This window comes from Fertoeibacter niger (assembly GCF_009380135.2).
Classification (GTDB): Bacteria; Pseudomonadota; Alphaproteobacteria; order Rhodobacterales; family Rhodobacteraceae; genus Fertoeibacter; species Fertoeibacter niger.
The window spans coordinates 86,144-103,356 of sequence record NZ_WHUT02000013.1 but is presented as its reverse complement, the minus strand read 5'-3'; the positions used below and the strand labels follow the sequence as shown (position 1 = coordinate 103,356).

Here is a 17,213-nt window from a genome sequence, read left to right as displayed (position 1 = left end):
CAACCGCATCATCACCAATCTGGGCGTGCTCGACGTGGTGCCCGGCGGCCTTGCCATCGTCGAATGCGCCACCGGCGTCACCGAAGCCGACCTGCGCGCAGCCACCGAGGCCACCATCGTCAACTGAAAACCCGCCGCAACCCACTCCACACTCCCCCCATTTTCTGCCTGAAAATATCCTCGGGGGGTCCGGGGGGCAGACAGCCCCCCGGCTCCGACAAATACAAGCGGCGCAGCGCCATGGAAGCACAATGTCCGATCAGCCCATACCCCAGCACACGATCCACCGCGACATTCACGGCCCCAAGGGGCGCTATGTCATCCGGCAGGACGGGGCCGACGCCGAGTTGACCTATTCCATCACCTCGCCCACGCTGGTCATTGCCGATCACACGGCGGTGCCCGATGCGTTTCGCGGCACCGGGGCGGGGCTGGCGCTGGTGACGCGGCTGGTGGCCGATGCGCGCGCGGAAGGCTTCAAGATCATGCCGCTTTGCCCCTTCGTGAATGCGCAGCGCAAGCGGCATCCCGAATGGGCGGATGCATTTTCGGTGTAAGCCCGGCACAACACCGGGCTGCGACCCGGGCCGGATCAGGCGGGCGGAATGACCCCTGCGGCCCGCAGCGCCATCGCGGCATAGATCGCCTCGACCTCGTCCCGGCCCAGCCGACCGCCCTCGCGATACCAGTTCGTCACCCCGGTCAGCATGGCGATCAGGGCCAGAGTGGCGAGTTTGGTATCGGGCAGGGTGAAGACCCCCTCTGCCACACCGGCGTGCAGAATCGCTTCCAGCGCCGCTTCGTAGCGCCGCCGCAGTGCCTCGATGGCAGTAAAATTGGCGGGTTCCAGATTGCGTAATTCCATATAGGCGATGAACACCGACTCGGGCCTGTCCAGATGAAAGCGGATATGGAAGCGGGCGAATTGATTCAGCGCGGCCACTGGCGGGGCGGGTGGCAGATGTGCCAATGCCGCCAACAGTTCCTGCATGTGGCCCTGCATCAGATCGAACAGCAGGGTTTGCTTGTCAGGGGTGTAAAGATACAACGCCCCGGCCTGCACCCCCACCTCGGCGGCGATCTGGCGCATCGATACGGCGGCATAGCCGTGGCGCGCGAACAGCCGCAGCGCGGCGGCGCGGACCCGGGGGCCGGTGATGTCGGAATGTGATCCGGTCTTGCGTGCCATGGCCGGATGGTATCTGAACGTGTGTTCAGTTCAAGCGGGTTCGGCGCGGCCCACGACCAGTGGCACCTTGCCCCCTGCCCGCCCGGCGACTAGGCTGCGCACGACCCGAAGGATGCCAATCATGCTGCCTGCCCCGCGCCCCTTTGCCTTGCTGTCCAGCCTTGCCTTGTGCATGGGCTGCGCAGCGCCGCCCGGTCTGGGTCCGGTGCTGCGGGCCGAGGTTGATCCGGCGGCGCCTGCCCCGGTGATCCTGCCGCTGGATCAGGTGATTGCGCAGGCCTCGGGGGTTGCCATCACGCCCGCGACCACTGCCGGGGTGGCAGGGCGGGCCGCGCGGCTGCGGGCGCGGGCGGCGGCGATGCAGGGCCCGGTGCAGGATGCCGCAACGCGCGCCCGGTTGGCGGCAGCCATATCTGACAACTGACCGCGCCGGGCAACGGCGGTGCGTTGCATGGCCGTGGCGAAACCGCTAACAGACCTGCACATGCTTCGGCCCCCGCGCCGGGCCCAGTTTTTCGGAGGTCTCATGGCTGCCCCCCTGCGTCTTGGTCTGGCCGGTCTTGGCACTGTTGGCATCGGTGTGGTGAAGATCGTGCAGAACCATGCCGGTCTGATCGCGGCGCGGGCGGGCCGACCGGTGGTGATCACCGCGGTATCCGCGCGTGACAAGTCCAAGGCCCGTGATGCCGATCTGTCCGCCTACGGCTGGGAAGCCGACCCCGTGGCCCTTGCGCAACGCGCCGATGTGGATGTGTTCATTGAGGTGATGGGTGGCCATGACGGCCCTGCCAAGGCCGCGACCGAGGCGGCGATTGCGGCGGGCAAGGATGTGGTGACGGCCAACAAGGCGCTTCTGGCGCATCACGGGCAGGCTTTGGCCGAGGCGGCAGAGGCCGCGGGCCGCGTGATCCGGTTCGAGGCGGCGGTGGCGGGCGGCATCCCGGTGATCAAGGCGCTGACCGAAGGCTTGGCAGGCAACGGGATGCGCCGTGTCATGGGCGTGATGAACGGCACCTGCAACTATATCCTCACCCGCATGCAATCGGCGGGCCTGCCCTATGCCGAGGTGTTCGAAGAGGCCCGGCAACTGGGCTATCTGGAGGCCGACCCCAATCTTGACGTGGGCGGCATCGACGCGGGCCACAAGCTGAGCCTGCTGGCAGCCATCGCCTTTGGCACGCGCGTCAGCTTTGACGCGGTGGAGCTGGAAGGCATCGGTGCAATCTCCATCGACGACATCCGCCATGCCGCCGACATGGGGTTCCGCATCAAGCTGTTGGGTGTGGCGCAGATGACGGGCCGGGGGCTGGAACAGCGGATGACACCCTGCCTGGTGCCCGCCGACAGCCCCTTGGGCCAGTTGCAGGGCGGCACCAACATGGTGGTGCTGGAGGGCGATTCGGTGGGCCAGATCGTGCTGCGCGGCGCGGGCGCCGGAATGGGCCCCACCGCCAGCGCGGTGATGGGCGATGTGATCGACCTGGCGCGCGGCATCCGCCTGCCCACCTTCGGCCAGCCTGCCACTACTCTTGCCAGCCCGGTGGCCGCGCGGGTGGCCACGGCGGCACCCTGGTATCTGCGCATGACGCTGCTGGACAAGCCCGGCGCGCTGGCCAAGATTGCCACGGCTTTGGGCGACGCCGGCATTTCCATCGACCGGATGCGGCAATACGGCCATGAGGGCGCGCATGCCCCGGTGCTGATCGTGACGCACAAGGCCACCGGGGCCGATGTGGACGATGCCATTGCCCGCTTTGCCTCAACCGGCGTTCTGGTGGGCGATCCGGTGGCGATCCGCATCGAAGAGGTGTGACAAGGCTTGCGTTAGCGCGACCAGCCTTGTCGCCCTGCCCCTGCACAGGCTAGACGAAAACCGACCCCGCGTTCAGCACCAAAGGATATGATCATGGCCGATGCCAAGGAATTTCAGGACCGCCTCTTGTCACTGGGCCTTGCCCGGGTATCCGAAGCGGCGGCGCTGGCCTCGGCCGGGCTGATCGGGCGCGGTGACGAAAAGGCGGCCGATCAGGCGGCGGTGAACGCGATGCGCGATCAGCTGAACCTGCTGGACATCGCCGGTGTGGTGGTGATCGGCGAGGGCGAGCGGGACGAGGCCCCGATGCTGTTCATCGGCGAAGAGGTTGGCACCGGCAAGGGCCCCGCGGTGGACATTGCCCTTGACCCGCTGGAAGGCACCACGCTGACCGCCAAGGATATGCCCAACGCCCTGACCGTCATCGCGATGGCCCCGCGCGGCACGCTGCTGCATGCGCCGGATGTGTATATGGAAAAGCTGGCCATCGGCCCGGGCTTCAAGATCGGCACCGTCACCATGCTGATGAGCCCGTCGGAACGGGTGTCGGCGCTGGCTGCGGCCAAGGGTTGCTCTACCGAAGACATCACCGTCTGCATCCTTGAACGCCCCCGGCATGAGGAGCTGATTGCCGAGGTCCGCTCCACCGGGGCTGCGATCCGGCTGATCACCGATGGCGATGTGGCGGGCGTCATGCATTGCGCCGAACCGGAAAAGACCGGTATCGACATGTATATGGGTTCGGGCGGCGCACCCGAAGGCGTGCTGGCGGCGGCTGCGCTGAAATGCATGGGCGGGCAGTTCTTTGGCAAGCTGTTGTTTCGCAACGACGATGAACGCGCCCGGGCCAAGAAGGCCGGCATCCAGAACCTTGACCGGGTCTATACCCGCGACGATCTGGTGCGCGGCGACGTGATCTTTGCCGCCACCGGCGTGACCAGCGGCTCGCTGCTGAAAGGCATCAACCGCGAGCCGGGGTTTGTCACGATGGAAACCATATTGATGCGGTCGAAAACCGGCTCGGTGCGCCGCATCGAATACCGCACACCGGTGAAGTGATACCGGATCACGTGATCCGGGCCACTTGCCTTGCCTGACGGCCACTGTCGCAGGCGGCGACCCGCCGCCCGCGACCACAGGACAGATGATGACCGCACGCGCCTTTCTGAATGTCGAATGCTCGGCCACCGGTCGCCGCTGGGTGGGGCCTTCGGATGACGAGGAGCGGCTGGCCGAGGGCATGGCCCAGACCACCCGCCTGCCCCTGCCCCTGTGCCGCACTCTGGTGCGCCGGGGTGTGGCGGCGGGCGATGCCCAGACCTACCTTGCCCCCGCGCTGCGTGACCTGCTGCCCGACCCGCTGACCCTGAAAGACATGGGCCGCGCCGCAACCCGTCTGCTGCATGCGGTCAAGGCGCGGCAGCGCATTGCCATCTTTGCCGATTACGATGTGGATGGCGGGGCCTCTGCCGCGCTGCTGATCATCTGGCTGCGCGCCCTGGGGCGGCCCGCCACCCTGTATATCCCCGACCGGATTGACGAAGGCTATGGCCCCAACGTGCCCGCCATGGCCGAACTGGCCCGCGCGCATGACCTGATCCTGTGCGTCGATTGCGGCACGCTGTCGCACGAGCCCATTGCCGCCGCCAAGGGCACCGATGTGGTGGTGCTGGACCACCACCTTGGCGCCGAAACCTTGCCCCCCGCGCTGGCCGTGGTGAACCCCAACCGGCAGGACGAGGATGGCGCCCTGGGCCACCTCTGCGCCGCATCGGTGGTGTTTCTGCTGCTGGTCGAGGCCAACCGCCAGATGCGGACCGCAGGCGCAACCGGCCCCGACCTGATGGCGCTGCTTGATCTGGTGGCGCTGGCCACCGTGGCCGATGTGGCCCCGCTGCTGGGGGTGAACCGCGCGCTGGTCAGGCAGGGGCTGAAGGTGATGGCACGGCGCGAACGGCCCGGGCTGGTGGCGCTGGCCGATGTGGCGCGGATGGATACTGCCCCCTCAGTCTATGCGCTGGGGTTCCTGCTGGGTCCGCGGGTCAACGCGGGCGGGCGCATTGGCCAGGCCGATCTGGGCGCGCGGCTGCTGGCCACAGATGACGGGCGCGAGGCGGTGGCACTGGCCACGCGGCTGGATCAGCTGAACACCGAACGCCGCGAGATCGAGGGCCGGGTGCGCGAAGAGGCGCTGGCCCAGGCCGAGGCGCGCGGAGTGGACGGCCCGCTGGTCTGGGCGGCTGGGCAAGGCTGGCACCCCGGCGTGGTGGGCATTGTCGCCGCCCGGCTGAAAGAGGCGACGGGCCGCCCTGCCGTGGTCATCGGGCTGGAGAATGGCATCGGCAAGGGGTCGGCCCGGTCGGTGTCGGGTGTCGATCTGGGCGCGGCGATTCACCGCCTGGCGGATGAGGGGCTGCTGATCCGTGGCGGCGGGCACCGCATGGCCGCCGGTCTGACCGTGGCCGAGGACCAGATTCCCGCCGCCATGGCCCGGCTGGCCGAACTCCTGGCCCGGCAAGGGGCGGGCGCGGGCGGTCCCGCCGACCTGCGGCTGGACGGGCTGTTGATGCCCTCGGCCGCCACGCCCGCACTGATCGAACAGATCGAGGCTGCCGGGCCCTTTGGCGCATCGGCCCCCGCGCCGCGCTTTGCCTTTGCAGATCAGGCGGTGCAGGCCCGCCGCATGGGCGAAAACCACCTGCGGATCAGCTTTGGCGACGGCATGGGCGCCAAGCTGGAGGCGGTGGCCTTCGGTGCCTTCGACAGCCCGCTGGGGCCTGCGCTGGAGGCGGGCGGCATCGCGCGCTTCCACCTGGCCGGTCGGCTGGAGATCAACACCTGGGGCGGCCGCAGCAAGGTTCAACTGCGGCTGGAGGATGCCGCAAGGGTCTGAGGCTGGACCGGCGCCGCATCGGCCAGTCGCGCCGAGGCAACACATCGCCACCTGACAGCCCAGGCCAGCACCCCTGCCCTTCCCCGGCGTCGCCCTTTTCCCCTTGCACAGCCCCGCGCGCCGCACTAAACAGCCCGATATTCGCTGTGGCCCGTTCGTCTATCGGTTAGGACACCAGGTTTTCAACCTGGTAAGAGGGGTTCGACTCCCCTACGGGCTGCCACTTCCTCCATCACGCTGCCAGAAGGCATGAGGTTTTTCCTCGTGCCCGCACCTATTGCAGATAGGGTTGGCAGATTGCTTGCTTCTGGTGGCCAGCGGGGGTTTTTTCTTCGCACTAGGGCTGCACACCAGGTTGCGGTGCCAGAACTGCGCAACTTCGCCCTGCGTGTTTGGCGGCATAAAGGGCGTGATCTGCGGCCGCGAGCATTCGGTCGGGCAGCGCCGGGTCGTGATGGGTGGACAGCGTCATGCCGATGCTGGCCGAGACGCGGCAGGGTTTGCCCTCAAACACCATTGGCAGGTTCAGGCGGGTGATCATGCGCCGCGCAATCGCGCCCAGCCGCGACGCGTCGGCAAGCCCTGGAAAAACCACGACAAATTCGTCACCCCCAACCCGCGCCACCGTGTCGCCTGACCGGGTTTCCTCGGACAGGATCCGTGCCACCTCGCGCAGCACATGGTCGCCTGCGGCATGGCCCAGGCTGTCATTCACCGCCTTGAAGAAGTCGAGGTCGACATGCATCAGCCCGAAGGGCACCGCCCCGGCGATGGCACGTTCCAGCACCCGGTCCAGCGCGCGGCGGTTGCCAAGGCCGGTCAGCGTGTCAGTCAACGCCTGCTGTTCGGCGGCGGTTTTTGCGCCTTGCAGCCGCAGATTCAGCTGGCGCAGCTCCTCCATCACCGCCGATTTCGCCTCGACCAGATACAGAAGTTCCACCGCCAGGTCGGTGGCGGCAAAATCGGCATCGGTCAGGCCGTAGTTGCGCACCGCATCCAGCACGCCGATGCCGAACGACAGGTTCAGCAACAGTCCCGCATCGTCGGCCAGCGGGGCTGCGATGCCGCGAAACCCGGCCTGCGGCTGGTCGCGCAGCGACAGGTACAACCGCTCGCCCGCGCGGTCCTGCAACGCTGCCATGTCCGTGATGCCACCAGGGCGGCGGATGTCGAACAGGGTAAAGAAGCCGCGTCCACTCAGCCGTGTCACCGGAAAAATCTTGCGCAGGGTGGGGCCACAGTTCAGCACAAGGCCCGCATGGGACAGGCACAGATGCATGGGCATCAGCCGGTTCAGCACCGCCCTGTCCATCCGCACGCCGTTGTCCGCAGCACCGCCGTCCATTGCCCTAGCCCAGCCGCACGGCAAGATCGAATCGGCGGCCTTCGGCAAACCTTTGTTCCAGGAGCGCGATCGAGATCACCTCACCCTCAGGCCCGGTGCCTTGGTGGTCCAGCAGCGCCAGCGCCCCGTAGTCATCGGCCATTGCACGCAGCAGGCCCATCATGACATGCCCGACACCAGGCAAGGTCGCCTGACAATACAACGCAAATTCCCCCGGCCCCAGATCAGCCAGGCGCAGATGTGGCAGATCCAGATCGGGCAGGGCCAGCCGCCCGCGGCCCGGCAAATCCTCCAGCGAATGCAGGAAATCCACAAACGTGACACCGCCGAAACGCAGCAGCCGCCGCAGCGCCTCTAGGTTCGGATGGGACACCAGATAGGTGCCCAGATCCTCCAGCACCGTGTCGCGCGGCCGGTCAAGGCAGCGGGCGGCGGCGGCGATCACCGCATCTGTCAGCCGCGGGTCATAGGTCAGCATCGCCTCGAAACTGTCGAACCCCAGCCGCGCCTCACGCGCCACATCGGCCCAGAGCGCGGGCCCGTAGGTATCGCGCAGGAAACACTGGATCGACCTGTTGATGAGCCCATGCATCGCCGCCGCCTTTCCGATTCGCCGACCAGCCTAGGCGGAAAGGGTTAACAACTACCTTACTCCGGGGAGAATGCGGGCCAGCCGCCGGCGCCTGGCCGTCAATTGTGCAATCCGGGCTGCACAGCCTCAGTAGGGTGCGATGATCAGCGGCTGGCCGTCCAGCGTGATCTGGTTCAAGGGGGCCGGGGTCAGGGCAACGGCACCGCTTTGCACCGCGCCGATGGCACCGGCTGCGTCCAGCGGCATGTTCCCCGACAGCGGGGCCACGCCGCGCCGCTGCACGCGGCCATCCGCCGTCACCAGCCCGTCGAACACCAGATAGCCGCTGGGGTCGGACGAGATCAGCACCGCCTCTTCGCCCTCCAGCCCCGGCCAGAAATCACCAACCAGCATTGCGCAGCCGGGGCGGCCATCGGGCAGGCGGTTCAGGCAATTGCCCAGCCAGTAGCGGTGCTCGCTTTCGCTGAACCCGTCCAGCAGGCGGTCGCGGGTGGGGGTGGCCGTGGGCGGTTGCAGCGGCAGGGTGGCGCGCAGCTTGGTCAGCACCCCCGCGGCGGTTTCGGGCAGGGCGACCGCGGCGAATCCCCGGTTTTCCAGCCGCGCCGCCAGCGCCCCCTGCCCCGGTTCGGCGGCGGTGGCGCGCAAGGCATCCAGTGCCGCAGCCCCCGGACGGCCCCAGTTTTCCAGCGCGGTCACGTCAAGATCGGCCACCGCCACGCGGCCATCCTCAAAACGCGCCAACTGATCGCGCGCGGAAATCGCCTCGGCGTTCAGCAAAGGCGTCAACCACAGGGCCGACACCACCAGCAGCGCCAGTGCCATGGTCACATTGCCCTGCCGGATGCGGTCCATCCAGCCGGCACCACGCAACACGGCCAGCGCATAGATGACGCCGTAGCCCAGCGCCAGCACCGCCGCCTTGGCGGCAAACAGCCGGTCGGGCGTCCAGCCGTGCTGGTCCACCCTCAGCCAGATCGCATAGGCGGCCAGCGCCGCAGGCACCGGCAGCATCAGCGCCAGCCCCTGCGTGGCGCGCAGCATCAGCGGGCCTGCCACAGCCTCGGCCGCGGTGCGGTCTATGGCGGATGTGACAAGCGTGGCCGCCGCCACCGCCATGGCCAGAAGCGTCGCCGCCACCGACAGCCCACCCAGAAACCGCGACAGTCCCTGCACCGGCAGCGCCAGAATGAACAGCGCCATCACCGCCAGCACCACCGGCAACAGCAGCCGCAGCAGGCGCAGGATCAGATAGGGCGACACCACATCACCCAGTTCCACCACCACGGCCAGCGCAAGGCCCAGCGTGATCCCGGTGATAAGGAATGGCACGATGTCGATGTCAATCAGCCGGTCGATCAGCGTGATGCCCACCAGGGCAAGCAACGCATCCGACAGAAAGATCAGCGCCCAGACCACGGCCACAAACACCCAGGCGGCGGCGCTGCGCACCACGATACCCCAGCTTTCGCTGAACAATGTGGGATAATCGCGCCAGCCCGGGCCTGCGGCGGCGATCAAAAACGGCAGCGGTATGCTGGCCAAGAGGGTAAAGGCAAAGGCCGGGGCGGGATGGCCGAACAGCCCGTCCACATCATCGAAGCGCAGGCTGGCCAGCACCAGCAGCCCCGCCGCCACCAGCGCCACGCTGGCCGCGCCCAGGGCCGCACGCGGGATGTTGAGCGGCCCGGCCATCGCCAGCACCGCGCCAAAGAACACGGCGGCAAAGGCCGTCAGCCCAAGTGCCGCGCGGTCGGGCAAGACCCCCTGCTCCAGCACTTCGCCCAGCAGATAAAGGCTGCCGCCCGCCAGCGCCCCCAGAAGCGCCATCGCCCCGCGCTGCCGCATGATCTGGTCCATCGTCGGCTCCCTTTTCGTTTCGCGGCAGGCTAACGCGCGGCGCGGGGCGGCGCCAGTGGGGTGGGGCTTACCTTGGGCAGCCGAGGGACGAACTGCCCTCGAATTCGGCACCATTTCAGCTATCATCAGGAAGATGCGGCGTGATAGCGCCGATACGCCTTGCTGTGGCATGAAAATGCTGCGCAAATATCTGTAGGCTTACAGGAATTGATTGAAAAGAAGAGCTAATCAAGGATTGCAGGCGATGAAAAATAGAAAATTTCATCGCCTTGCGCCAGAAGATCAAAGACAATCAATTTTTTTGATACCCGATCTGGCCCCGACAGCTTTATTGAGGCCCTGAGAAGCGGTTCTATAACGCTCGAATCAAGACCTGACTGCAGGCCGATTTTTCACAGGCAAGAAACCGGAAAGCACCTCTCGCAGTCAGACGTTTACTGGTCGCCATACGGGTGGATCTTTTCAGTGCGCGCTAAAGATATCCTATTGGGCGAGGTAGGAGATACTGTCGGCGAGTTTCTGCCAATTGAAGGCCCTTCGAAAGAGGACCTGGCAATGTTTTTGCCGCAGGTCTGCAATTGCCTGCTCGCAAGTGGTGTGGTCATTCGTGATCGTAGGGAGGTTGAAGAAGTGAGCCCCTGCACATTGGTTGAACCCTATGAATTGGGGCCAAAAGTGGCCTTTCTTCGCTGGTTTGAGTTTTTGAGCGGCAGCATTGAGGGGATGCAGGCGTTCTGCGTTGCAAGGGGAGGATGGACGTTCTTCTCTGGTTCACTCGTATCTGTTTTCGAGAAGCACCAACTAAAGGGCATACAGTTCCTCGAAACAAGCCGTCCGTCAGAGGGCGGTTGGCGAGATCTTCCGGCTTAGCACGTTCATTTTCTGCTCAATTGGATGCCTTTGTGACGCGAATGGTCCGCACCACCGACCCCACACCCCCTCAGAAATCCGTCGGCGCCCCGCCCTCCTGCTTCCGCTTCGCCACAAACTCCGTCAGCGCCTGCTGGTGGTCGCCGTTCATTGGCGGGGCTTCGAATTCGTCCATGATCTGCTTGAACAGCCGGTGCGCGCGTTCCGGGGTCCAGACGGCACCGTCCAGGTTCCAGGCCTCGTAATTCCGCCAGTCCGACACGAAAGGCGCGTAGAAGGCGGTGGTGTAGCGGTCCTGCGTGTGCTGGCAGCCAAAGTAATGGCCGCCCGGGCCGACCTCTTTGATCGCATCGAACGCGATGTCGTCATCGGTGGTGGCAAAGGTCGCCTCCTCGAAATACCGCTGGATCATTTGCAGCACTTCGCAATCCATGATGAACTTTTCGGGGCTGGCGATCAGCCCGCCCTCCAGCCAGCCCGCCGCGTGATAGACCATGTTGGTGCCCGACTGCACGGCGGCCCACAGGCTGTTCGAGGTTTCCCACATCGCCTGCCCGTCCGGCACGTTGGCGGCACAGACGCCCGACGACCGCATCGGCAGCTTGTAGAACCGCGCCAACTGCCCGGTCATCTGCGTGGCGCGCATGTATTCCGGCGTGCCGAATGCGGGCGCGCCCGATTTCATGTCCACGTTCGAGGTGAAGGTGCCGATGGCCACCGGGCACCCCGGATTGATGTATTGCAACAGCGCAATTGCGGCCAGCCCCTCGGCCAGTGACAGGGCCACCGCGCCCGCCATTGTCACAGGTGCCATGGCCCCTGCCAGCGTGAACGGTGTCACGATCACCGGCTGCCCGCGTCGGGCCAGCCGCATCGCGCCGTCCAGCATCGGGTAGTCATGCTTCAGCGGGCTGACCGAGTTGATGTTGGTATACATCCGGGGCCGTGCGTCGAATTCGTCATGGGTCAGACCGCCGGCAAGGCGCGTCATCTCCATCACATCCTCCACCCGTTCGGCCCCCAGCGAATAGGCATGCACCACCTTGTCGGTCAGCGTCAGCTTTTCATAAAGGCAGTCCAGATGCCGCACGGCGGGGTGGATGTCGATCGGTTCCACCGGATAGCCGCCCGCCACATGGATGCAGTTGAAATACTGCGTCAGCTTCATGAATTCCTTGAAGCTGGTGAAATCGCCCGACCGCTTGCCACGCTCCAGATCCCACGCATTCGGCGGCGAGGATACGTTGACGAACACCATGTGCTTGCCGCCCATGATGATCTCGCGTTCCGGGTTGCGCGGGGTGATGGTGAAGGTTTCGGGCGCGTGGCCCAGCATCTCCATCACGAAATCCTCGTCCATCCGCACATTGGTGCCGTCGACCTTGCAGCCCGCCTGTTTCAGGATGGCCACCGCCTCGGGGTTCAGGAATTCGATGCCGATTTCCCTGAGGATGCGCATCGCGCCGCGATGCACCTTCATCACGCCGTCCATGTCCAGGGGTTCGGTGGGCCGGTCGGGGTTGACCGGGATGCGCCATGGCATCTGGTCAATGGCCGATGTGCCCGCGCGCAGCTTGTTGCCGGCACGGCCCCCGGCACGGCGCTTGCGGTTCGGTTCATCGGTCATCTGAGGCTCTCCCGTAATCGTGGCGGGCATGGGCCCTGCAACCGCCAGCATGGCCGATGCATGCGCAGGTTGGACACAAGGTTTCCGACCTTGAAGCGTCGTTTTTCAGGCAGGGCGTGGTTTCAGGCGGGAACCCGGGCATCAATCCAGCCCGGCAGCGCGCCGATGTCGGGCAGAACCACATCGGCCAGCGGGGCCAGATCAGCCGCCACGGCGATGCCGGTCAGCACAGCGACGGTCTGCATGCCCGCCGCGCGACCCGCCTGCAGGTCGTGTCGGCTGTCACCCACCATGGCGACGCGGGCGGGCTCCAGCCCGGTCTGGCGCAGAAACGCCAGCAACTGCCCCGGTGCGGGCTTGCCGCCATGCCCGGAATCGCAACCCGCGATGAAGTCGAACAGATCGGTCAGCCCATGCGCCGCCAGATGTGCGCGGGCCGGGGCCTCGCCATCATTGGTGGCCAGCCCGATCTTCAGCCCGCGTCGTCGCAAATCCTGCATCAAGGGCACCAGCGGCACGGCCTCGGCCATCACGGCCGTGGCCGCCAGCCGGTTCATCCGCTGCACCAGCGCCGTATTGGGCATGCCCGGCAGATGCGGCAGAAGGCAGGCGGCGATTTCATCCGGAGTGCCCGCGATCACCGGGCTGTCAGGGGCAAATTGCGCCCGGTCAAGATCATAGCCGATCTGCGCGCCCAAGGCTCTGGCCTGCGGCGTGTCACCCGCCAGATCCTGCAACAGCCGCCGGGCCCAGCCACCCCAGCTGGACCGGAAGTCGAACAATGTGCCATCCTTGTCGAAAATCACGCCTGCGATCATGATCCGCCCCCGTTGTGCGCCGGCGGCACAGTGACCGCGCCCGTGCCAGATTGCAACCTCAGGTCCAGTGCGGTGCCTCGCCACCGGGCAGGCCTGCGCGCGCCTGCATCGGCACGGTATAGGCCAGCCCCGCCGCATCGCAGAACCCGATGACCCAGGCATCCTCCATCAGCAGGAAATCCAGCACCGAGGCCAGAAACTCGGGCTGGCCCGCCTGTGCTGCGACATCCGCGGCGGTGGCCCCGCTGGCCCCCAGAAACACCGGCAGCAGATCATCATTGGACGCCAGCCAGGCCAGGGCCTGCAGGGCGACGGTTTCGGCGAAGTCTTGCCGTTGCATGGCCGCAGTCTCCTTTGTGCAGCAGGTCTATCCCGGTTTTCGCCGGTTTTCCCCGAATTTTGGAAAGGAATTCTTAACCAAATGCGGCGCAGAGTGACGGTCATCCGCAGCGAGGTAAAGCAGGCAAAGGCGCATGGTCGGCAAAATACTCATCGTCGATGACGTTGCGACCAACCGCATCGTCTTCAAGGTAAAGCTGGGGGCCGCGTTTTACCAGCCGCTGCTGGCCGCCGACGGCGCGGGCGGCCTTGCGCTGGCGCGCGAGGCGCAGCCAGACCTGATCCTGCTTGACCTGATGCTGCCCGACATGTCGGGGATCGACGTGCTGACGCGACTGCGCGCCGATCCGGTGACACGCGACATCCCGGTGGTGATCTTTTCCGCCACGCCGGAGCCTGCCGCGCGGCTGGCCGCCTTTCGCGCCGGGGCCGATGATTTTCTGGGCAAGCCGATCGACGACCAGACCCTGCTGGCCCGGCTGCGCAGCCTGCTGCGCGCGCGTGAAAACCCAGCCGAACTGGGAACACCTGCAACGGCGGCACTGGCCTTGGGGCTGGCCGAACCTGCGGCCGCGTTCGATCCGCCTGGGCTGATCGCCTTTATCAGCGGGCAGGTCGATGCCGCCCTGCGCTGGCGCCGGGACATGGCACCGCTGACAGGCAGCCGGCTGGCCCTGATGACGCGCGAAGATGCGCTGGCCGAAGGTTCCTTCGCGCCGGATGTCTTTGTGATTGACGCCAATCTGAGCGGGCAAGGCACAGGGCTGCGCCTGCTGTCGGAACTGCGCAGCCGCATGGCCACGCGCCATGCCGCGATCTGCATGCTGCGGCCTGATGCCTGTGGCGAGGGGGCAGCCATGGCCTTTGATCTGGGGGCCGATGACGTGGTGCCAAGCGGCGTGGCGCCTGCCGAACTGGCGCTGCGGCTTGCAACGCTGCTGCGGCGCAAACGCAGGGTCGACCGGCTGCGCAATTCCGTCACCAACGGGCTGCGTCTGTCGGTGATCGACCCGCTGACCGGGCTTTACAACCGCCGCTACGCCCTGCCTCACCTCGCCGCGATGGCGGAACAGGCGCAGGTCGCGGCAAAGGATTTTGCTGTGATGGTCGTGGACATCGACCGTTTCAAGGCGGTGAACGACCGCTGGGGCCATGCGACTGGCGATGCTGTGCTGGTCGAGGTGGCCCGGCGTCTGGCAGCCAACCTGCGCCCGCACGACCTGCTGGCGCGAATCGGTGGCGAAGAGTTTCTGGTGGGGCTGGCCGACACCGGGTTGGCCGAGGCCTGCATTTGCGCCGAACGGCTGTGCCATGCGGTGCAGGAACGCGCGGTCGCCGTGGCGGGCGGCAGCAGCGTGCCAGTGACAGTCTCTATCGGCCTTGCGGTGCGCGATCCGGCCCGTTCGCTGCTGCAGGAACCTGTGGCCGCGCTGGTGGACCGGGCCGACCGCGCCCTGCTGGTGGCCAAGGCCGAAGGGCGCAATCAGGTGACGATCAGCCGCTCGGCGGCCTGAAGCCGGCGCGAAAGCTCGGCGGCCTGAAGCCGGCGCGAAAGGGTGCAGCCCCGCGCGTCACGGCTTGCGGTCTTCACCCCCGCGCCGGGTCGGCCTGCGTGAAAGGCTTTGCTCCAGCCGGTCGGCAAAGGCCAGCCGTGCCTCGGGCGTCATTTCGGCCACGCGGTCAAACAGCAGCCTCTGGCCCAGCGACAGCATTTCGCCCGTCCTGACGCTCTGCCGGTCCAGCACCACGGCCAGCGCCGCCGGTTCAAAGGGCTCGGCCCGCAGCGCATCCAGCACCGCGCCGAACTCGCCGCGCATCTGCCGCCAGGCATCGCGGAAGTCGGGGGCCTCGGCCATGAAGGCGCGGCGCAGGGCGGCGCGGTCTTCGGGGCTCAGCGCCTCGGAAAACGGGCCAAAGCCCAGATCGCGCACCGGCACCGGGCGCGGTTCCTTGCGCGCGTCGTGCAGCAGGCTGCCGCCCACCACCCCGGCGACCCCCAGGTTCAACGCCACTGACAGCGCAAGGGCCAGCCGCATCCAGCGCGGGGCGGCGGGGCGGGCTGCGGGGGTGTGCGGTTCGGTCATCATTCAGCCTTCGGGCAGGTAGGTATCAAGCGTGGGGATAAGTTCCACCAGATCAAGGCCTTCGTCATCGGCCAGCGTCTCTTGTTGCCACAGCGCGGCGGTCAGCGTCGTCACCGGCAGCGGCTGCGCAAAGCCGATCCAGAACCCGGCGAGCGTGGCGGTGGCCAACCCGGCCAGCACGCCGCCGCCGCCCAGCCCCCCCCCGGCCAAAAGCGACCACAGGCGGCGCGGGGCGGGTGCGGCGCGCAGGGCCACCGGTTGCGGCTGATGCAGTTCGGCATCCTCCAGCACCCGCATCAGCAGGCTGGCCGGCGCCTCGGCCCGCACCACCCGCAGATCGGCAAACAGATCGTCCAGATCACTGTCGCGCATCATGGCCGTCATCCTCATATCCCAGTTCCGCGCGCTGCCCCGCCAGCAGCGCCGTCAGGGCCCGTTTGCCCCGGGCCGTCAGACTTTCCACCGCCTCGACGCCGATGTCCATCACGGCGGCAATCTCGGGGTTGCCCAGACCCTCGATATGGCGCAGCACCACCGCCTGCCGCTGGCGTTCCGGCAGGGCGGCAAGGGCCGCCTCCAGGGCGCGTATCCGGTCGCCCGCGATCAGGGCCGCCACCACACCCGGTGCGCCATCGGGCAGGTCGGGCGCATCCTCCAGCGTGGTGGCCGCCTGCCGCTTGCGCCGCCTCAGCCGGTCAGTGCACAGGTTCGACGCCACCCGGTAAAGCCAGGTCGCCACCTGCGCCTCGCCCTGCCGCCAGTCGGGCGCCACGCGCCACAGCCGCAGCATCGCCTCTTGCGCCACATCCTCGGCCTCGGCCCGGTCGCCCAGAATGCGGCCCGCAAAGGCCAGCATGCGCGGCGTCAGACGGATGGTCAGCGCACGCGCCGCAGCGCGGTCTCCATTGGCATAGAGCACGAGAAGCGCCTCGTCCGAGACATCCGAAAGGGCATCAAGCGGCATGTCCATCGCGCCTTGGTCTAGACCGGAACCGTTCGGTTTACAAATGCCGCGCCCGGCGCCAGATGGGGATGAGAACGCCGGGCGCGGCCAGGCCCCGCTGCAGGGGCTTTGCCGTCAGGGGAAAGACCCCTCAGTTGTTGTCGCCCCAGCCGCCGCGGCGGTGCTTCATGCGTTCGGCCATCTTTTCGCGGGCGGCGTCAGCCTCGGCCTGGGTGATCGCGCCGTCGCCGTCGGTGTCGATCCGGTCGAACATGGCCACCGGCTGCGGGCCTGCGGCCATTTCGGCGGCCGAGATCTGGCCATCACCATCGGCATCGAACCGTTCGATCATCCGCGCCGCATGTTCCGCCGCGCGTTCGGTCAGCCTGGCCAGTTCCATCGCCGCGAGTTCCTCGGCGTTCAGCAGCCCGTCGCCATTGGCATCGGCGGCGGTCACGCGGGCCTGACGCTGTGCGTCGATTTCGGCCCTGGTGATCTTGCCATCCTTGTCGGCATCCAGCTCTTCAAAGTTCAGCACCGGCATCATGTGCGCGGGGCCGCCGCGCGGGCCGTCGCCATGGCGGCCCGGGCCGCGTTCCGCAAAGGCCGAGGTGGACAGCGCGGTGGAGGCGATGGCGGCCAGCGTCACGGCGGCGATGAGGGATGTCTTTTTCATGGTATCTCCTGGTTCTGCGGCGGGGGCCTGTTTGCCCGCCGTCATGGTGATAAAACGCAGGAGGCCTGCGCTTCCGTCGCGGGTCACAGCGGAATTTTGCGACATCGGGACGCGGGGGGTGGGCAGCCCCTCTACTTCCCGCCCGCAAGGGCCTATGTTGGTGCAGC

General features: G+C 67.0%; 19 protein-coding genes, 1 tRNA gene and 1 pseudogene. 9 read left to right on the top strand and 12 right to left on the bottom strand.

All coding sequences use genetic code 11. The annotated features are described in order from the left end of the window. Positions 1-127: pseudogene (locus GEU84_RS18175) on the top strand (succinyl-CoA--3-ketoacid-CoA transferase); the annotation flags it as partial. Between the two features lie 124 nt (positions 128-251). Next, on the top strand, positions 252-557 hold the full coding sequence (locus GEU84_RS18170; protein WP_152828481.1) for a GNAT family N-acetyltransferase: 306 nt from the start codon (positions 252-254) through the stop codon (positions 555-557). 35 nt (positions 558-592) lie between these two features. Here the strand turns inward: GEU84_RS18170 and GEU84_RS18165 are convergent, their stop codons facing one another. Next, the gene (locus GEU84_RS18165) at positions 593-1,189 is read right to left on the bottom strand and encodes a TetR/AcrR family transcriptional regulator (RefSeq protein WP_152828480.1); all 597 of its coding nucleotides are present in this window, start codon (positions 1,187-1,189) and stop codon (positions 593-595) included. 121 nt (positions 1,190-1,310) lie between these two features. Here GEU84_RS18165 and GEU84_RS18160 point away from each other — a divergent pair, with 121 nt between their 5' ends. The 5 genes from GEU84_RS18160 (at position 1,311) to GEU84_RS18140 (ending at position 6,118) form a co-directional block, all read left to right on the top strand. Further along, on the top strand, positions 1,311-1,613 hold the full coding sequence (locus GEU84_RS18160; RefSeq protein WP_152828479.1) for a hypothetical protein: 303 nt from the start codon (positions 1,311-1,313) through the stop codon (positions 1,611-1,613). A 102-nt stretch (positions 1,614-1,715) separates the two neighbouring features. Next, positions 1,716-3,002 carry a homoserine dehydrogenase gene (locus tag GEU84_RS18155; RefSeq protein ID WP_152828478.1) on the top strand — a complete coding sequence of 429 codons (1,287 nt, stop codon included), beginning with the start codon at positions 1,716-1,718 and terminating at the stop codon, positions 3,000-3,002. A gap of 93 nt (positions 3,003-3,095) precedes the next feature. Next, entirely contained in the window at positions 3,096-4,061 is a 966-nt protein-coding gene (gene glpX, locus GEU84_RS18150; RefSeq protein WP_152828477.1) for a class II fructose-bisphosphatase, read from the top strand. Between the two features lie 88 nt (positions 4,062-4,149). Beyond that, positions 4,150-5,895: a single-stranded-DNA-specific exonuclease RecJ gene (gene recJ, locus GEU84_RS18145; RefSeq protein WP_174539982.1), complete on the top strand. Its 1,746-nt coding sequence runs from the start codon at positions 4,150-4,152 to the stop codon at positions 5,893-5,895. A gap of 148 nt (positions 5,896-6,043) precedes the next feature. Then, positions 6,044-6,118, top strand: a tRNA-Glu gene (locus GEU84_RS18140). Positions 6,119-6,232: 114 nt separating this feature from the next. Here the strand turns inward: GEU84_RS18140 and GEU84_RS18135 are convergent. From GEU84_RS18135 to GEU84_RS18120, 4 genes are all read right to left on the bottom strand, one after another. Then, positions 6,233-7,240, bottom strand: a complete 1,008-nt coding sequence (locus GEU84_RS18135) for a GGDEF domain-containing protein (RefSeq protein WP_241427755.1) — start codon at positions 7,238-7,240, stop codon at positions 6,233-6,235. A 4-nt stretch (positions 7,241-7,244) separates the two neighbouring features. Further along, complete coding sequence (locus GEU84_RS18130) at positions 7,245-7,832, bottom strand: heme NO-binding domain-containing protein (protein WP_152828475.1); 588 nt, start codon at positions 7,830-7,832, stop codon at positions 7,245-7,247. Between the two features lie 126 nt (positions 7,833-7,958). Next, positions 7,959-9,689: a DUF4153 domain-containing protein gene (locus GEU84_RS18125; RefSeq protein ID WP_152828474.1), complete on the bottom strand. Its 1,731-nt coding sequence runs from the start codon at positions 9,687-9,689 to the stop codon at positions 7,959-7,961. Between the two features lie 115 nt (positions 9,690-9,804). Continuing rightward, positions 9,805-9,981, bottom strand: a complete 177-nt coding sequence (locus GEU84_RS18120; protein ID WP_174539981.1) for a hypothetical protein — start codon at positions 9,979-9,981, stop codon at positions 9,805-9,807. Between the two features lie 173 nt (positions 9,982-10,154). On the opposite strand from GEU84_RS18120, the gene GEU84_RS18115 reads away from it, so the two are divergent. Then, positions 10,155-10,559 (top strand): hypothetical protein, encoded by a 405-nt coding sequence (locus GEU84_RS18115; RefSeq protein WP_152828473.1) that lies wholly within the window; start codon positions 10,155-10,157, stop codon positions 10,557-10,559. Between the two features lie 70 nt (positions 10,560-10,629). Here the strand turns inward: GEU84_RS18115 and GEU84_RS18110 are convergent, their stop codons facing one another. The 3 genes from GEU84_RS18110 to GEU84_RS18100 all read right to left on the bottom strand — a co-directional run bounded on the left by GEU84_RS18110 (position 10,630) and on the right by GEU84_RS18100 (position 13,344). Further along, on the bottom strand, positions 10,630-12,186 hold the full coding sequence (locus GEU84_RS18110) for a trimethylamine methyltransferase family protein (protein WP_152828472.1): 1,557 nt from the start codon (positions 12,184-12,186) through the stop codon (positions 10,630-10,632). Positions 12,187-12,308: 122 nt separating this feature from the next. Continuing rightward, positions 12,309-13,004, bottom strand: a complete 696-nt coding sequence (locus GEU84_RS18105; protein WP_152828471.1) for an HAD family hydrolase — start codon at positions 13,002-13,004, stop codon at positions 12,309-12,311. Between the two features lie 58 nt (positions 13,005-13,062). Then, a complete protein-coding gene (locus GEU84_RS18100) occupies positions 13,063-13,344 on the bottom strand; it encodes a DUF3572 domain-containing protein (protein WP_152828470.1) in 282 nt (93 codons plus the stop codon). A gap of 133 nt (positions 13,345-13,477) precedes the next feature. Here GEU84_RS18100 and GEU84_RS18095 point away from each other — a divergent pair, with 133 nt between their 5' ends. Next, entirely contained in the window at positions 13,478-14,857 is a 1,380-nt protein-coding gene (locus tag GEU84_RS18095) for a diguanylate cyclase (RefSeq protein WP_152828469.1), read from the top strand. Between the two features lie 57 nt (positions 14,858-14,914). On the opposite strand, the gene GEU84_RS18090 is transcribed toward GEU84_RS18095, so the two are convergent. From GEU84_RS18090 to GEU84_RS18075, 4 genes are all read right to left on the bottom strand, one after another. Beyond that, positions 14,915-15,427, bottom strand: coding sequence for a periplasmic heavy metal sensor (locus GEU84_RS18090; RefSeq protein WP_152828468.1), 513 nt, complete (start codon positions 15,425-15,427; stop codon positions 14,915-14,917). 3 nt (positions 15,428-15,430) lie between these two features. Continuing rightward, positions 15,431-15,802, bottom strand: coding sequence for a dihydroorotate dehydrogenase (locus GEU84_RS18085; RefSeq protein WP_152828467.1), 372 nt, complete (start codon positions 15,800-15,802; stop codon positions 15,431-15,433). Then, on the bottom strand, positions 15,786-16,397 hold the full coding sequence (locus GEU84_RS18080; protein ID WP_174539980.1) for an RNA polymerase sigma factor: 612 nt from the start codon (positions 16,395-16,397) through the stop codon (positions 15,786-15,788). The genes GEU84_RS18085 and GEU84_RS18080 overlap by 17 nt, the downstream gene beginning before the upstream one ends. Before the next feature lie 124 nt (positions 16,398-16,521). Next, the gene (locus GEU84_RS18075) at positions 16,522-17,046 is read right to left on the bottom strand and encodes an EF-hand domain-containing protein (RefSeq protein WP_241427754.1); all 525 of its coding nucleotides are present in this window, start codon (positions 17,044-17,046) and stop codon (positions 16,522-16,524) included. Positions 17,047-17,213: the final 167 nt, after the last annotated feature.